Genomic DNA, 16,651 nt, shown 5'->3' on the forward strand with positions numbered 1-16,651 from the left:
GTTAGTCGATGACGCGGACGGCGCCCTGACCGACGAGCTCTTCGACGTGGTCGATAAAGAGCTTGTCCGCAGCGACGGAGAGTCCCTGTGGCTCCAATACAGCGCAGAACTGCCCAGGTTCCTCGAGATCGAGTAACACCTTGCCCGGTCCGGGCGTCCCCTGGAAGAGCGCAAGCAGCTTTTCAAGCAACGCCTCATCCGGATGATGCAAAGGCACCTTCACACGGAGTGCGGCCGGCAGCTTGATCTTCACGTCTTCCAGAGCCTGGATCGAGGTGACCGAGAGCTTCGGAGCTGAGTCTTCTTCTCCGCGAAGAGTGCCGCGCATAAGCACCGGAACGTCAATCTTCAACTTCTCGGCCAGCTTCTCGTAGTCCTTCGGGAAGGCAATAATGTCGATCTTTCCGGTCTGGTCTTCGAGAGCTGCAGAGGCATACATTTCACCGGAGCGCTTGGACTTGGCCACCTTCAGCCCGGTGATAACACCGGCGATCTGAATCTCGTTGGCGCTGCTATCCTGCCCGCGGCGGAAGACCTGGGGCTCCGGCTTCATCTCGCATGCGGTGGCTGTATCCACAACCTTGAGGTTGCGCAATTTCTCGCGGTACTTGTCCATCGGGTGACCGGAGACGAAGAAGCCGAGCACCTCCTTCTCGTTCTGCAGGCGCGTGTGTTCATCCCAATCCGGGACCTTGGGCAAGTCATCATCCGCCTTCTTCGCTACGTCGGGCTCTGCATCAAAGATGCCGAAGAGACCGTGCTGGCCCGTCTCGGCATCGCGTTGCGACTTCTGCGCGCGTTCGATCGCCCTATCCAGAGCAGCCATCACACGGGCTCGTGAACCGAAGCTGTCCATCGCGCCGGCCTTGAGCAACGACTCCAACACGCGCTTATTCATCAGCCGCAGATCGACCTTCTCGCAGAACTCCCAGATCGACGTGAAGCCAGCCTTTCCTTCCGACTGCAGCACGGTACGGGCCTGCTGGATGGATTCGATCGCATTGCCGCCGACGTTCTTGATCGCGGCAAGACCGAAGCGGATCGCGTCGCCGATCGGGGTGAAGTTTGCCGCAGAGATCTGCACATCCGGTGGCAACACCGTGATGCCCATTTCGCGGCACTCCTGAATGTACTTCACCACGTTCTCCGGCTTGGAGGTTTCCGAGGTCAGAAGCGCAGCCATGAACTCCACCGGATAGTGGGTCTTCAGATAGGCCGTGTGATAGGCCAACAGAGCGTAAGCGGCCGAGTGCGACTTGTTGAAGCCGTAGCCGGCAAACTGCTCCATCAGGTCGAAGAGCTGGCCAGCCTTGTCCTTGTTGAACTTGCGTTCTGCAGCTCCGGCCATAAAGATGACGCGCTGCTTGGCCATCTCAGCCGGGTCTTTCTTGCCCATGGCACGGCGCAACAGATCAGCGCCGCCGAGCGAGTAACCGCCGATGGCCGAGCTGATCTGCATAACCTGCTCCTGATAGACGATGACGCCCAGCGTCTCTTTTAGGATGGGCTCAAGCTCAGGGAATGTGTATTCAACAGCGCGGCGTCCCCACTTGCGCTCGATGAAGTCATCAATCATGCCGCCCTGAATCGGTCCGGGACGATAGAGAGCGTTGAGAGCGGTAAGGTCTTCCACCGAGGTAGGCTTGTAACGGCGCAGTACATCGCGCATACCACCGGATTCAAACTGGAAGACGCCGGAGGTAAGCGCCCGGTGAAAGACCTGTTCGTAGGTCTTTTCATCGTCGAGCGGCACCTTGGCCATCTCAACTTCGGCGCCCCGGTTTGACTTGATCAGTTTCAGACAGTCGTCGATAACGGTGAGTGTCGTCAGGCCGAGGAAGTCCATCTTGAGAAGGCCCATCTTCTCGACGGCCTTCATGTCGTAGGCAGTAACGATATCGTCGTTCTTGGCGCGTGTGACGGGAACGAGTTCAGTAAGCTTGGTCGGCGCGATCACGACACCGGCGGCGTGAACACCGGCTCCGCGCACCAAGCCTTCCAGCCTCATCGCCGTATCGATCAGCTCGCGGATCTTCGGGTCTTCATAGGCTTGCGCGAGCGGGGGTGAATCCTTGAGCGCCTGCTCAATGGTGATGCCAATGGTCGCTGGAATCAGTTTTGCGACACGATCGACTTCGCCATAGGGCATGTCAATCGCGCGACCGACGTCCTTAATCGCGGCCTTCGCAGCCATCGTGTTGAAGGTGATGATCTGCGCTACCTGATCGCGTCCGTACTTGCGCGTGACATGCTCGATGACTTCACCGCGGCGGTTCATGCAGAAGTCGATATCGATATCGGGCATGGAGATACGCTCAGGATTCAGAAAGCGTTCGAAAAGCAGCTCGTTCTGCAGCGGATCAATGTCCGTGATCTCCATGCAGTACGCCACCAGCGAACCTGCGGCCGATCCACGGCCCGGGCCGACAGGGATATCGCGTTCGCGGGCGTACTTGATGAAATCCCACACGATGAGGAAGTAGCCGGGGAACTTCATCTGCTTGATGCAGTCAATCTCGCGGTTCAGGCGCTCTTCATATTCGGTGAGGGTCTTCCGCAGCAAGCCACGCTCCTGCAGATGGCGGATGGCTGTCTCCTTGCGCTTCTGGAAGCCCTCGCGGCAGACCTGCTCGAAATAGCTGTCAATGGTCGCGCCTTCCGGCACGACGAACTCCGGGAAGGGGTTCTTGACCTTATTGAGCTTTACATTGCAGCGATCGACAAACTGCATCGTCCGAGTGCAGACCTCGGGCGCATGCTTGAAGAGCCGGTGCATCTCCTCGGCGCTCTTGATGTAGAACTCGTTGGTATCGAAGCGGAAACGGTTGGGATCGTTGATGGATCCGGCGGTCTGGACGCACAGCAGGATCTCGTGTGCACGGCTGTCATCGTCTGCCACGTAATGGCTGTCGTTGGTAGCGATCAGCGGGATGTTGAGTTCTTTTTCGAGCTTGAACAGCGCTTCGCAGACAGGCTTGTCCGGTTCGAGACCGTGATCCTGGATCTCGAGGAAGAAGTTGCCCTTCCCGAACATCTCCTCAAACATGCCGGCAGTGCGCTTGGCCTCGTCATACTTCCCGGCCATCAGATGCTGATTCAGTTCACCGGCAAGGCATCCGGAGAAGGCAATCAGGCCCTCAGTGTGCTTTGATAGAAATTCCTTGCTGACGCGCGGCTTACGGTAGAAGCCATGCAGGGCTGCTTCGCTGGTAAGACGGACGAGGTTTCGGTAGCCCTCTTCGTTTTCGGCGATCACGAGAAAGTGGTTGTAGCCGTCAGCGAGTTCACGGTGGTCCGCGGTCTTCGACAGGTAGAGCTCGCAGCCGATGATGGGCTTGATGCCCTTCTTCTCCATGGCGGCCGCGAAGTGCACTGCGCCATAGATATTGCCATGGTCGGTCATGGCGGCGGCCTTCTGGCCTAGTTTCGCCAGGTGGGAGGCCAGTTTGTCGACGTCACATGCGCCGTCCAGAAGCGAGTAGTCGGTATGCAGGTGAAGGTGGGTGAACTCGGCGGCCATGTGTTAATTCTAGTGAGCTTTGGCAGCGGCTGCAGAGTGTTGAAAAGGCGGTACCAAATATGGCTTCGCGAAGGCCGAGCCAGTTGCTGGTTCCTAATGATTAGGAATTATGGGTATCCCTTACCCACCCTGGCGTTGCGAGCGTTCACCCCAACGAACGGGGTTCGTTGGGGACCCCGAGGGTGGGGCACCCGGTAAGGAAAACAAGGAGGCTATTGCGGCAGGAACTTTGACTTCGGAAAGCCCTTGCGGCGAAGCGTCCAGCAGTACTGCGCCTCATTGAACTCGAAGAGAGCTTCACGCCACCAGCCGTACTCGGCCGGTTTGGCGGCTCCGTCCGTCTTCCATTCCAGCGGGAAGTGCGACAGGATCATGCCTGCGCGCGGCAGGTGGCTCTTTGAGCTGACCACCTCGGCCGAGTGCCAGCCATGCTGCTGCATGATCTCGTTCGAGTAATAGATATTCTGAACGGTATTCTGAGCCTTGCCCTCTTCAATGACAGCAGATTCCGGAACTCCCTGCTGCTCGGCATAAACAGCCATCGAGTGGGCCTCAACAAAGCGATTGTGTGCTGCCCCGCCGGTCATGATGATGACCGGCGCAATGCCCGCCTTCCACTGCCTGACACCTTCAAGCACTCGTTCTCTCTGTTCCGGCGACGGGGTTCCATCATCCTTCGAAGGCGTGCCCAGCACAACAATGGCGTCAAACTTCGCCTGCTGCGTATTGGCGTTCGGCAAGGTCCAGTGAGCGATCTCCAGCCCACCCAGGATAACGACGGCAACTAGCAGCAACACCAACCCGATCCACTTCAGCGTTCGCATCGATCCCTTATCGCTCCTCACACAGATTCTGCAACTTCGGCTTCGCCGATCATCTGTTCGGCGTTTTTGCGACTGGCTTCGGTAATGGTGGCGCCACTCAGCATGCGGGCAATCTCGTCCACGCGCTCTTCCCTGCTCGTCTCCCGTACGCCGGTGCGCGTCTTGCCTGCCTTCACCGTCTTCTCGATCACCAGATGGGTATCTGCGAAGGCTGCGATCTGAGGTAGGTGGGTAATGCAGAGCACCTGCTGGCCTTTGCTGAGCTGCTTGAGTTTGCGTCCCACGGCCTCGGCTGCGCGTCCACCGATGCCGATATCAATCTCGTCAAAGATCAATGTGCGCGGCAACGGCGTCTTCTTGCGCAGCTTGCTGACGCCGTCCTCGACCGATACCTTCAGCGCCAGCATGACACGTGACATCTCGCCACCGGAGGCAATCTCAGTCAATGGAGCCAGAGGAGCCCCCACATTCGTCGCGATAAGAAAGGAGATGTTGTCCCAGCCGTGTACTGTCCACGCGCCCTCGTCCTCTTCCCAGGTGACCTTTACCTCGAAGCGGACCTTCATGGCGAGATCATTAATCTGCTTCTCAGCGACCTTCTCCAGACGGGCAGCGGCGCTCTTGCGTTCAGCCGTCAGCCGACCGGCAATGAGACGATATTCCAATGCCGCCGCCTCCAACTGCTTGCGTACCTGCTTGACGAGCTCGTCCCGGTTTTCGATCTCACCCAGCTTGCGGGCGACCTCCTGCCCGTGTGCGATCACCTCAGCAAGCGTGTGGCCGTACTTGCGCTTCAATCGATCCAGCAGAGCGAGACGGTCTTCAATCTCTTCCAGACGCTGAGGGGACGCATTGATTCCGTCAGCGTAATCGCGTACCAGTGCTCCAACATCTTCGACAGATGCTTTGGCGCCAGCCAACTGCTGAACAGAATCGGCAAACCTGGTGTCGAACCGCGCGAGTTCCTCCACTTGGCGAAGCGCCGCGCCGAGCTTGGAAGCGGCTGCGCCTTCTCCCTCGTACAACAGGTCGAGTGCGGTCATGGCGCAGGCGTAAAGCTTCTCGGAGTTCGCCAGGACACGTTTCTCGGTCTCGAGAGCTGTGTCCTCGTCGGGGTTGGTGAGGCCGGCTTCCTCGATCTCCTTCGCCTGAAAGCTCCAGAGATCGGCTGACCGCAGGCGGTCCTGTTCATCCCCTTCGAGCTCGCGCAGGCGGGAACTTGCCTCATTCCAGGTCGCGTAAGCGGCGCTCATGTCGGAGAATACGGAGCCACCCTCACCCAGATAGCGGTCGAGGAGTCCGCGTTGCTGCGCCTGATCAAAGGCAGCCAGCGTATCGCTCTGGGCATGGATCAGGGCGAGTTCCGGCGCAAGCTGCCGCAGTACGGCAACGGTTGCTGGCTGGTTGTTCACCCAGACGCGTCCCTTGCCGTTCAGGGCAATTTCGCGGCGAAGCAGAATCTCGTCGGACTCGATGTCGATCCCGTTTTCCTCAAGAAGCGCTTCGGCCCCGGGTGTCGCCTCAAAGACACAGCTCACCACGGCTTTTTCCGCACCGTGGCGAACAACGTCGCTGGACGCCTTACCACCCATCAGCAGCGCAAGAGCATCAATCAAAATGGATTTGCCGGCGCCGGTTTCGCCGGTCAGAAGATTCAGGCCGGGACCGAATCCGGCCACGGCGTGGTCCATTACGGCATAGTTTTCGGCTCGTAATTCCAACAGCATGGCAGCCTGAGCATAACAAACGTGTGCACCAAACTGGGAACCTCACCCAACTTCTGCCCATTTTGCGCGTTTACACTGGGAATAAGCATTTTGTGATGACGATGACCCACGTACATCTCCTCGCCTCTTTTCTCCTGCGAATGCAGGAGACCGCCGCCGATCAGCAGGCCGCTCCGCTTCCCCCCTCGGGAGCCGGTGGCTCCGCGCTGCTCGAGATGCTCCACAACTCCGGTCCGGTCGCTTTGGCTGTGCTGGTGCTGCTGACCTTCGCGAGTGTCTTTTCCTGGGCCATTATCTTTGCGAAATGGTCTAGCTTCCGCCGTGCTCAGACACAGTCGCAACGGTTCGTTCGCGCGTTTCGCAAATCGCAGCGTCTTAGCGAGATTGCCACGGTAGCCGAACAGTTCAAGCCCTCGCCCCTCGTTATTGTCTTTACCGAGATCAACGAAGAGTACCAGCGCCAGACGGGGGGCCGTGGACTTCCGCGGAATCCGGTGGCTTTGGAGCGCGCGGCACAGACCGCCTCCTCTGAGGCGCTGACCCGCATGGAATCGCGTCTGACATGGCTGGCTACGATCGCTGCTATCGCTCCCTTCGTAGGCCTGTTCGGAACGGTGATGGGCATCATCGATGCCTTCCACGGGCTGGGCACTCAGGGTGCGGCGACACTGCGCGCCGTGGCGCCGGGTATCTCTGAGGCTCTGATTACGACCGCTGCCGGTCTGGTCGTGGCAATTCCGGCCGTTATCGGCTACAACCAGTTCACTGCCCGTCTGCGGGAGTTCGGTTCGCGCATGGATGATTTCGCACGCGAGCTTCTCTCGGCGATCGAAAACGCCGCCATGTCTCAACCCGCTGCTCCTCAGGTGGAAGAGCGCCGGGTGCGGCAGTACTAAGGGAGTGCGATATGGCCTTCTCCAACAGCGGTAGAACGCAAACCTCCCTCGCAGAGATCAACATGACGCCGTTGATCGATGTCGTGCTGGTACTGCTGCTCATCTTCATGCTGACCGCACCGGTGCTGCAGTCTGGGATCGATGTCGCGGTACCTAAGACCCGCTCCGTCAACCAGGTCACCGAGGAGCGGCAGGTGGTAACGATCAACAAAGATCAGCAGGTGTTTTTACAGGACAAGGTAGTTAATATCCACGAATTGCCTGCGTTGCTGCGGGCCGGCTCTGCCAATCCATCCAAGAAGATCATCTACCTGCGCGCGGATGAACGTGTTCCCTTCGGCGCTTTCGCCTCCGTCATGGACGCGGTGAAACAAGCCGGAATTACCAACATCAGCATCGTGACCCAACCGATCGAGAAGTAGACCATGCCGAACGACCACACATGGACAGAGCCGGACCCGCTTGGCGGCAATTTTGCCGGATCGGCGATCGTGCATGCTCTTGTTCTGGGAGGCGTCGTCGCTGCAGGTTTCCTGGTCCATCGGGGATCGAGCTGGGGTGCGGCCACCGCTCAGGCGGGAGCGATTCAGGCGACGATGGTCACGGCGATTCCATTGCCTGCGACGCAACGCTTCGACAAAGATCAGGTACTCACGTCGGACACGCCTAGCCCAGCGCCCAAAGAGCCTGCACCACAGACGGTGGCGCCACCGAAGCCGGATGAGATTCCGATTCCGGTAAAGCAGCCGCCAAAAACACCTAAGGTCGCTCAACAGGATACGCCTGCTCCGCCGAAACATCCGCAGCCAATGCAGCCGCCAAAACCGAATGTGGCGCAGACCGGCGAGACTTCAGGGATCCGGATTCAGCAGTCGACGATGCAGGTGACCAATGGAACGGCATCGGTCGCTGTTCAGGATTCCGCATTCGGAGCCCGCTATGCCTATTACGTTAATGTCGTGAACCGGACTGTAGCGCAGAACTGGTTCACGCGAGAGGCTGATCCCGTCAGCTCGGTAGGACGCAGCGTCACTATCATCTTCGATATCTTGCGGGACGGTACCCCAACCAACGTCCGCATGGGACAACGCTCGGGCTCACCGTCGCTCGACGCCTCAGCTTTGCACGCCCTGGAACGAGTAGATGGCTTCGGGCCACTGCCCGCAGGCGACCACATTACGGTGGAGTACACCTTTCATTACCAGCCCCATTGAGGTTTACCGCATCAAACCGGATTAAGTTCCGTCATACCATAGGATGAGAATGCAAAGTCCGTCGTGTAAGTTCAACGTTCTTCTAGCGTTCGTGGCCGCAGTCGTCACAACGGTGGTCCCCGCCCGTGCCCAGGACTGGTTCAAGACTGAGACCAGCACCGGCGTCGATAAAATCCGCATCGCCGCGGCCGATTTCAAACAGGGATCGGGTGATTCCGCTGCGCTGAAGCGCACCTTCGATTCAGTTCTCTATGCCGATCTCTCCAATGCCGGCATCTTCGACCTGGTGTCGAAGAGTCTGCTGCCCCAGGCAACGCCTGGAGCCCCCAGCGAGATGAACGTGCAGCAGTGGTCGCCCGCTCCGGTCAGCGCCGCCATGGTCGCCTTCGGTTCGACTACCGTGCAGTCCGGCAAGCTGGTCGTCAACGGATGGCTCTTTGACACCAAAAACGTCCAGTATCCACAGGTCCTGGCCAAGCAGTACAGCGAAGACGCTACCGATGACTCGGCCCGGCAGATCGCACACCGCTTCGCCGACGAGATCATCTTCCGGCTGGGCGGTGGTATCCCCGGTATCGCTGAGACCAAGATCGTTTACGTCCACCAGGCCGGCGGTTCCAAAGAGATCTGGATGATGGACTACGACGGCGCGAACCAGCATCAGATCACGCATTTGGGCACGGTTTCCCTGTCGCCCCGTATCTCGCCTGACGGTACGCGTATCGCCTTTTCCTCTCTCGGCAAGGATGGCTGGGGCATTCGGATGTATTCGCTGGTTCTGGGACGCCTGGTGAACTTCCCCAGCTTTGGCGGAACCAATCTTTCCCCCGCCTGGGCTTCAACAGGCAACAGCCTTGCCTTTTCGAGTTCCCGCACCGGTGACCCGGAGATCTGGGAGACGGACGGCAATGGCAACGGAGCGCATCGCCTGACCTCCTTCCGTGGTCCGGATGTCTCGCCGGTATGGAATCCCCGGACAAACGCCCAGATCGCCTGGATCAGCGGGCGCAGCGGCCTTCCCCAGGTCTACATCATGGATGCCGATGGCGCCGGCGTTACCCGCCTGACCGACATCGGGTACGCAACTTCTCCGTCATGGTCGCCGAACGGGCAATTCCTCTCTTTTGCCTGGAACCGGAAATACGGCCCTGGCGCGCCAGGAGGACAGGACATTTATGTACAGGAGGTCGCACCCGGCGCCGGCGGTTCCTACCGCTGGGTTCAGGTGACGCATGACAGCGGCCGCTGCGACTTCCCGTCGTGGTCGCCTGACGGGCGCCATATCGTTTATGCCAGTACGGCCAGCGGCAAGATGGAGATCTGGAGCATGCTGGCTGACGGTACGCAGAAACGCCGCCTGACTACAAACGGCGGTAATGACATGCCAAACTGGAGTTGGAAGTAACCTCGGCTGGCACCCCCTTTTTTCTATTTGCTTTGCAGCAACTTACCAACAGTGTTGAATCAAAACAAAGTGTAGGACCCGGCCGATTTGAACGCGCCGAGGCAGGAGGAAAGATTTCCGATGAACGTACCCGCACTCCGTAAGATGACCGTCCTGGCGATCGCGCTGGCTTTCGGCGCTGCTGGCTGCCACAAGAAGGCTTCTGCCCCCCCACCCTATACCGCTCCAGAAGTCCCGCCGACGCCTGCTCCGACAGCCAACATTTCGGCTGAACCGCTGGCCATCGACCTTGGTCAGTCGGTCGTATTGAACTGGCGTACCACGAACTCTACCTCGGTGACGATCGACGGCATTGGTGCGGTCAATGCTAACGGAACCCAGACGGTGACTCCGTCGAGCTCCACGAACTTCCACCTGGTTGCTCGTGGTGACGGCGGTTCGGCTGAGGCCAACGTCCGCGTGACAGTACGTGTTCCGGAGACCCCGGCTGCGCCCACGGGCAATGCGGATATGGGTTCGGACGCCGAGTTCGCGCGGAATGTCCAGGACGTCTTCTTCGACTACGACAGCTACGATGTCCGCACCGATGCGCAGTCTTCCATCACTGCCTCTGCCAGTTACCTGGCCGCCCACCCGGCAATCAAGGTCGTAATCGGCGGCTACTGCGACGAGCGTGGTTCGGCCGAGTACAACCTCGCCCTGGGTGAGAATCGTGCCAATGCCGCCAAGACCGCTTTGGTCAATGCCGGCGTCGCGCCCTCGCGGATGCGCGTCATCAGCTATGGCAAGGAAAAGCAGTTCTGCACCGAGCAGACTGAGTCGTGCTGGCAGCAGAACCGCCGTGCGCAGTTCTCACTGGACCGCTAGTCCGGACCCGCAGTTTGGGCGTCGTAGACTAGAATGAACAACCCGGAAAAGGCGCTTGCTCGCGGCAAGCGCCTTTTCCGCGTCGAAAGCGTTTGAGGAAACCGCCATGAAGCTTACACGTCTTGCACCTGTAGCCCTGCTGACCTGCTCCCTTTTCGTCCCTCCAGCGTTCGCCGTGAATAAAGACATGGTGCAACTGCAGACCCAGGTACAGGCGTTGCAGGACGCCGTCGCACGGCTGCAGCAGGCCAATGACGAGCGCATGGGCGTCCTGCGGGACCTGGTGCAGCAGACAGCCGACTCCGTCAACCGCATGTCTGTCACCGTCGATGGACTGCATAAGCAGGTCACCGCCAGCGCCGAAGCCCAGAGCGGCAAATCCGACCAGATCAACGGCCAGGTGCAGGCGCTGAACGATGCTCTGGACGAATTGAAGGCTCGTCTCGGCCGCATGGAAAAATCGCTGACAGACGTTCAGAATCAGCAACAGTCCATCAATGCGAAGCTGGATAACGGCGTACCTTCCGGTGGGAATACCGCGGCGCCTTCGGGAACAAATCCGGCCCCCGATATGACCCCATACACGCCTCCGGCGCCGGTGGTTCCTTCGCGGAAAGGCAAGCCCGGCCCCGGAACGCCGATGACTCAGACACAGCCGGCAGATGTTCCCGCCGCCCAGCCGGTGGCCGACGCAGCGCCGCCTGTGGCTGATCTCTACCAGACTGCGTATGGGGACTACGTTGCCGCCAAATATGCTTTGGCATCAGCGGAGTTCAGCCGGGTTATCCAGTACTATCCGGACAATGCCCTGGCTGGAAACGCGAACTTCTACCTGGGCGAGATCGACTATCGTGCCGGGAAGTTCCCTACCGCCATCAAGTTCTATGACAAGGTGCTGGAACAGTATCCGGGGAACAACAAGACAGCCCTCTCTCACCTACATAAGGGCTACGCATTGATCGCCACCCGGCAGGAGGCTGCCGGAGCCCGCGAGCTGCGTGCGCTGATTGCCCGCTACCCTGGCACGCCGGAGGCGAACCAGGCCAAGGCAAAGCTGAACGGACTGAAGGCTAGCCGCTAGAGCGTTTTTCCTGTAGGTGCAGAGCAGAGCTTCCGCATCTATGGGCGTTTTCCGCAATGAAAATGCCACTGCACGTCTCTTCGGGATACCCAGCAACAAGGAAAATGCTCTAACTACGGATTCCGTACATCCGGCGCTCTATCTCTGCCCGCTGGTCAGCGGTGAGCGGCAGACGTGGCAGACGCGGCTTTCCGCCGTAATATCCCGTCAGCTCCGCAGCATACTTCACACCGGCGATCCCCAATCCCCCGACAATCTCAGCAGCAGGCGCAGCGATGCGGGTCTGCTTCTCTGCAGCCAGTTTTGGGTCGCCGTCTTTCCAAGCGGCATAGACCTCATGGCATGCCTGCGGCGCGCTGGCCGTAAAGGTCGTCAAAAGTCCCTGTGCTCCGGCCGCCAGGGCATCGACCATGCCGGCATCTGAGGAGGAAAGGACCTGGAAGCCTACGTTGCGCGTGCGTGTCTTGAGTGCCGGCTTCGGTGGAGCAACCGCGACAGCAGCGCCTCCATCCGCCAGACTGCCGGCGCTCACAAAGGTTGCAGCTCCCGAACTCTGCGTTGCCTGCATCCGCCCCGTTACGGCAGAGAATATTGGAGTGACCACGACATCGCGACGGGGAGCTTGGGCTGACGCAGCAATTACGGCCGCGATATTGCTGGCCCCACTCACGATGCCAAAGATTCTGGCATGGAGCGATAGCCGTGAAACCTCTTCCGTGGTGAGTGCTGATTCGGGGTCGAAGATTACGACAGGAAGTTCGCTGGCATCTGCGACGGCGCTGAAGTACACCGACGGTTCGACCGCAGGAACGCGAACCAGAGCCACGTCGTAACCAAGGCCTGCCGCGTAATGGATCAGATCGAGTGTGGCAGCTACAGCAGAGCGGCTAACACCAGCCCAAAGGACTTTCTCAGGAGCAGCAGCGCCCACAGCCGCCGCCAGCACATCCCGGGTCTCGGTATCATCCAGCATCTCCGCTTCGCCCGGCCCGGCGAGAATCGCGATGCCGGCGGCAGGGGTCATGGAATAGCGCGCTACATTGTGCTCCAGCTTACGCAGGTATACGCGGCCATCGGAATAAAACGGAGTGGTGGCAGGGATATGCAATCCATCGAGCAGCATGGCTTTTATTTTAATGCGCTTTATAGCGGTTGACGGCATCAAGAGCAATACCACGAAAGGCTATTTCCATCGCTTCCCTCGATGTCGTACCGTGTATGGAAGCCAAATAGATCATTCGGGAGACGAAAGCTCGCTGCATGGCAGAAGACATCGAAGATGTAGGGGGGAAGTCTGCAACGGACCTTGGGTTTGAGGCCCTCTGGTTTGCAGTGCACACATTCCTGGCATTTCTTGTGGTTGTTGTGGTGGTCAGTGTCTTCGGGCTGTCAAAGCCCGATCCAAATGCAACCCAACCGAAGCTGCTCTGTACAGCTGTTATCTTTCTGGCAGCTATCATCACCGGCTTTGCGACCTCAAAGGTGACGAAGAACGAAGTCGCACGCTACATCTGGATCGCCGGTTTGCTGATGTTTTCGATTCTGTGCGTCTATGTTCTGGATCTTCCTACCGGGCCTGGGCTGTGCAACGGCTGCGGCGCACTGGAGAAGCTCTATCGGACCTTCTTCGACATCTCTAACCCCAGCGGCCTGATGGGCGGATATGGCTTCGCTGTCGGTAGCTGGATTCCCCTGTCGATGATCTCCTATTCGATCGGTGCGACGTTTGGTCTTCCAAAAGAAGAACTCTAAGTTTTCTGCGAAACAAAAGAGGCGTGAGCATTGTGCTCACGCCTCTTTTTGTAAAGTCTGGTCTGTTATGCCTGTACGGCTTCGCGCTCCGCATGCAGCGTCTGCAGCGCATTGACGTTGACCGAACCACCCTGGAGGGATTCGATTCCCTCTGCCGCAGCGCGTGCCGCGGCAATCGTCGTGATGGTGGGGATACGAGCCAGGACCGCGGCGCGCCGGATCGCCTTTTCATCGAAGAAGGTATCCTGCCCGCGCGGAGTGTTTACGATGAGCTGGATGCGATCACCCTTGATGTAGTCCACGACATTGGGACGGCCTTCCTTGACCTTGTAGACGCGCTCTACCTGCAGGCCGGCATCTTCCAAGACATCGGCCGTTCCGTGGGTTGCCACGATGTGGAAGCCCATCTCCCGGAACTGACGCGCAAGGTTCACCACCTGAGACTTATCGTGGTCGTTGACGCTGAGGAAGACGTTGCCCTTCTTCGGCAATACCTGTCCGGCGGAGATCTGTGCCTTGGCGAAGGCTTCGCCGAAGTTGTCGGCGACGCCCATGACTTCGCCCGTGGATTTCATCTCCGGTCCGAGAACCGTATCGACGCCCGGGAACTTGCCCCAGGGGAAGACCGGGCTCTTCACGAAGTAGTGACTTCCGGTTCCAAGGTCCTTGCCGCTGGCGAGCTGCTCGGGCAGCAGCTCCTTCAGTGTCTTGCCGATCATCAGGCGCGACGCAATCTTCGCAAGCGGGATGCCGGTTGCCTTGGAGACATACGGCACCGTGCGCGACGCACGAGGATTAACCTCGATCACGTAGACCTTGCCGTACTGGATCGCGAACTGGATGTTCACCAGACCGATGACATTCAGCGACAGAGCAAGCTTCCGCGTGTAGCTGCGGATGGTATCCAGCACCTCGGGCGCGATATCGACCGCCGGCAACACGCAGGAGGAGTCACCGGAGTGAATGCCGGCCTCTTCGATGTGCTGCATAATGCCGGCGATGATCACATCCTTGCCGTCGCAGAGAGCGTCGACGTCGACTTCGGTAGCGTCTTCAAGGAAGTGATCGATCAGTACCGGGCGCTCCTGCGAATACTCGATCGCGGTGCTCATGTACTTCACGATGGCATCATCGTCGTAGGCAATGACCATGGCGCGTCCACCGAGAACGTAGGAAGGCCGCACCAGCACCGGATAACCGACGCGGTTGGCGCCTTCGAGCGCCTCCTGCACCGAGGTTGCCATAGCACCCTGCGGCTGAGGAATTTCCAGCTCTTCGATCAGCTTGCCGAAGCGCTTGCGATCTTCGGCGAGATCGATGGACTCGGGAGAGGTACCGATGATCGGTACACCGGCAGCCTTCAGCGGGAGCGCCAGGTTCAGCGGAGTCTGACCGCCGAACTGAACGATCATGCCAACCTCTGCCCCATTTGCAGCCTCATGCTCGTAGACAGCCAGAACGTCCTCGTAGGTCAACGGCTCGAAGTAGAGGCGATCTGCCGTGTCGTAGTCGGTCGAAACCGTCTCAGGATTGCAGTTCACCATGATGGTTTCGTAACCATCATCCTTCAGAGCAAAGGCTGCGTGGCAGCAGCAGTAGTCGAACTCGATACCCTGTCCGATGCGGTTCGGTCCGGAACCCAGGATGATGACCTTCTTCTTTGCCGTCGGCGTTGCTTCATCTTCCTCGTCGTAGCAGGAGTAAAAGTACGGGGTAAAGCTCTCGAACTCGGCAGCGCAGGTATCCACCAGCTTGTAGACCGGAGTCACACCCAGCTTCTTGCGAAGGTTCATCACCTCGATCGCGCCGGCGCGTCCCTCGAGTCCCCAGCCAGCGGCAAGGCGCTCGTCGGAGATGCCCATGCGCTTCGCAGTGCGCAGCTCGTCTGCACTGATCTGGGCCGCCGGCTTTTCACTGACAGCCGTGATCTCGTCCACGACCTGCTTGACCTGGTAAAGGAACCAGGGATCCATGCCGGTCAGGCGAGCGACTTCGCGCACGCTCATGCCTCTCTCGAAGGCATAGCGAACGTAGTTGAAACGGTCAGGGTGAGGCGTAACCAGGCGCTGTGTCAGGCGGCGTGGCTCAATGTCCGTAGCGGTGGCCTTCTTGCCTGTCTCCAGCGAACGGACGGCTTTGAACATGGCCTCTTTGAAGGTACGGCCGATGGCCATGACCTCGCCGACGGACTTCATCTGCGGTCCAAGGCCTTCGTCCGCACCGGGGAACTTCTCGAACTGCCACTTCGGGAACTTCACCACGACGTAGTCGATGGTGGGCTCGAAACAGGCAGGCGTCGCCTTGGTGATGTCGTTCTTGATCTCATCGAGCGTGTAGCCAACAGCCAGGCGCGCAGCAATCTTTGCGATCGGGAAGCCAGTCGCCTTGGATGCAAGCGCCGACGAGCGCGAAACTCGTGGGTTCATCTCGATGACCGTCATACGGCCGTTCTGCGGATTGACCGCGAACTGCACGTTGCTGCCGCCGGTCTCGACACCGATCTCGCGGATGACCTTGATGGCAGCATCACGCATGACCTGGTACTCGCGGTCGGTCAGCGTTTGCGCCGGAGCCACGGTGATGGAATCGCCCGTGTGCACGCCCATCGGATCAAAGTTCTCGATGGAGCAGATGATGATGCAGTTGTCCTTGAGATCACGCACGACCTCAAGCTCATATTCCTTCCATCCAAGCACGCTCTCTTCGATAAGGCACTCGTGGACCGGAGACAGATCGAGACCGCGGGACAGAATCTCCATCAGTTCTTCGCGGTTGTAGGCAATACCGCCACCGGACCCACCGAGCGTGAACGAGGGGCGGATCACTGCCGGGAAGCCGATCTTTGCGGTGAACTCGAGACCGTCGCGCAGGTTGTTGACGAGCGCGGAACGCGGCATGTCCAGACCGATCTTGTTCATCGCATCCTTGAACAGGAGTCGATCTTCGGCCTTCTTGATCGCGTCGAGCTTGGCGCCAATCAACTCTACGTTGTAGCGCTCCAGAACGCCGCCATCAGCGAGGTCTACGGCGAGGTTCAAAGCCGTCTGTCCGCCTACGGTCGGCAGTACGGCGAACTTCCCTGCCTTGCCGCTCTCGGCAAGCATCTCGCTCTCCAGCCTCAGAATCTCTTCCAGGTAGGCGTAGCTCAGCGGTTCGATGTAGGTGCGGTCGGCAACCTCCGGATCCGTCATGATGGAGGCTGGATTGGAGTTCACCAGCACCACCTCGTAGCCCTCGGCCTTCAGGGCCTTGCACGCCTGGGTGCCGGAGTAGTCGAACTCTGCCGACTGGCCAATCACGATCGGACCTGAGCCGATCACCAGAATCTTCGCGATGTCATTCCTGCGTGGCATTGCGTCTCTCTT

The 16,651-nt window shown here is 59.3% G+C and carries 12 protein-coding genes; 7 read left to right on the forward strand and 5 right to left on the reverse strand.

Annotated features, from left to right (window positions below; translation table 11 throughout):
- Window position 1 precedes the first annotated feature (1 nt).
- The 3 genes from dnaE to recN form a co-directional block, all read right to left on the reverse strand.
- Window positions 2–3,520, reverse strand: coding sequence for a DNA polymerase III subunit alpha (dnaE, locus tag AB4Y89_RS03965; RefSeq protein WP_442299595.1), 3,519 nt, complete (start codon window positions 3,518–3,520; stop codon window positions 2–4).
- Window positions 3,521–3,732: 212 nt separating this feature from the next.
- Complete coding sequence (locus AB4Y89_RS03970) at window positions 3,733–4,344, reverse strand: YdcF family protein (protein ID WP_442299596.1); 612 nt, start codon at window positions 4,342–4,344, stop codon at window positions 3,733–3,735.
- 17 nt (window positions 4,345–4,361) lie between these two features.
- Window positions 4,362–6,071, reverse strand: a complete 1,710-nt coding sequence (recN, locus tag AB4Y89_RS03975; RefSeq protein WP_442299597.1) for a DNA repair protein RecN — start codon at window positions 6,069–6,071, stop codon at window positions 4,362–4,364.
- A gap of 101 nt (window positions 6,072–6,172) precedes the next feature.
- Here recN and AB4Y89_RS03980 point away from each other — a divergent pair, with 101 nt between their 5' ends.
- From AB4Y89_RS03980 to AB4Y89_RS04005, 6 genes are all read left to right on the forward strand, one after another.
- Complete coding sequence (locus tag AB4Y89_RS03980; RefSeq protein WP_442299865.1) at window positions 6,173–6,967, forward strand: MotA/TolQ/ExbB proton channel family protein; 795 nt, start codon at window positions 6,173–6,175, stop codon at window positions 6,965–6,967.
- Window positions 6,968–6,978: 11 nt separating this feature from the next.
- Entirely contained in the window at window positions 6,979–7,389 is a 411-nt protein-coding gene (locus AB4Y89_RS03985) for an ExbD/TolR family protein (RefSeq protein ID WP_442299598.1), read from the forward strand.
- A gap of 3 nt (window positions 7,390–7,392) precedes the next feature.
- Window positions 7,393–8,181: a TonB family protein gene (locus AB4Y89_RS03990; protein WP_442299599.1), complete on the forward strand. Its 789-nt coding sequence runs from the start codon at window positions 7,393–7,395 to the stop codon at window positions 8,179–8,181.
- Window positions 8,182–8,230: 49 nt separating this feature from the next.
- The gene (gene tolB / locus AB4Y89_RS03995) at window positions 8,231–9,586 is read left to right on the forward strand and encodes a Tol-Pal system beta propeller repeat protein TolB (RefSeq protein WP_442299600.1); all 1,356 of its coding nucleotides are present in this window, start codon (window positions 8,231–8,233) and stop codon (window positions 9,584–9,586) included.
- A gap of 120 nt (window positions 9,587–9,706) precedes the next feature.
- The gene (gene pal, locus AB4Y89_RS04000) at window positions 9,707–10,453 is read left to right on the forward strand and encodes a peptidoglycan-associated lipoprotein Pal (protein ID WP_442299601.1); all 747 of its coding nucleotides are present in this window, start codon (window positions 9,707–9,709) and stop codon (window positions 10,451–10,453) included.
- Between the two features lie 106 nt (window positions 10,454–10,559).
- The gene (locus AB4Y89_RS04005) at window positions 10,560–11,534 is read left to right on the forward strand and encodes a tetratricopeptide repeat protein (RefSeq protein ID WP_442299602.1); all 975 of its coding nucleotides are present in this window, start codon (window positions 10,560–10,562) and stop codon (window positions 11,532–11,534) included.
- 109 nt (window positions 11,535–11,643) lie between these two features.
- Here the strand turns inward: AB4Y89_RS04005 and AB4Y89_RS04010 are convergent, their stop codons facing one another.
- Window positions 11,644–12,711: a dihydrodipicolinate synthase family protein gene (locus tag AB4Y89_RS04010; protein WP_442299603.1), complete on the reverse strand. Its 1,068-nt coding sequence runs from the start codon at window positions 12,709–12,711 to the stop codon at window positions 11,644–11,646.
- Window positions 12,712–12,794: 83 nt separating this feature from the next.
- On the opposite strand from AB4Y89_RS04010, the gene AB4Y89_RS04015 reads away from it, so the two are divergent.
- The gene (locus tag AB4Y89_RS04015; protein ID WP_442299604.1) at window positions 12,795–13,286 is read left to right on the forward strand and encodes a hypothetical protein; all 492 of its coding nucleotides are present in this window, start codon (window positions 12,795–12,797) and stop codon (window positions 13,284–13,286) included.
- Window positions 13,287–13,351: 65 nt separating this feature from the next.
- Here AB4Y89_RS04015 and carB read toward each other — a convergent pair whose 3' ends face one another.
- A complete protein-coding gene (gene carB / locus AB4Y89_RS04020; protein ID WP_442299605.1) occupies window positions 13,352–16,639 on the reverse strand; it encodes a carbamoyl-phosphate synthase large subunit in 3,288 nt (1,095 codons plus the stop codon).
- Between the last annotated feature and the right edge of the window lie 12 nt (window positions 16,640–16,651).

It is taken from the genome of Terriglobus sp. 2YAB30_2, from assembly GCF_052114765.1.
GTDB lineage: Bacteria > Acidobacteriota > Terriglobia > Terriglobales > Acidobacteriaceae > Terriglobus.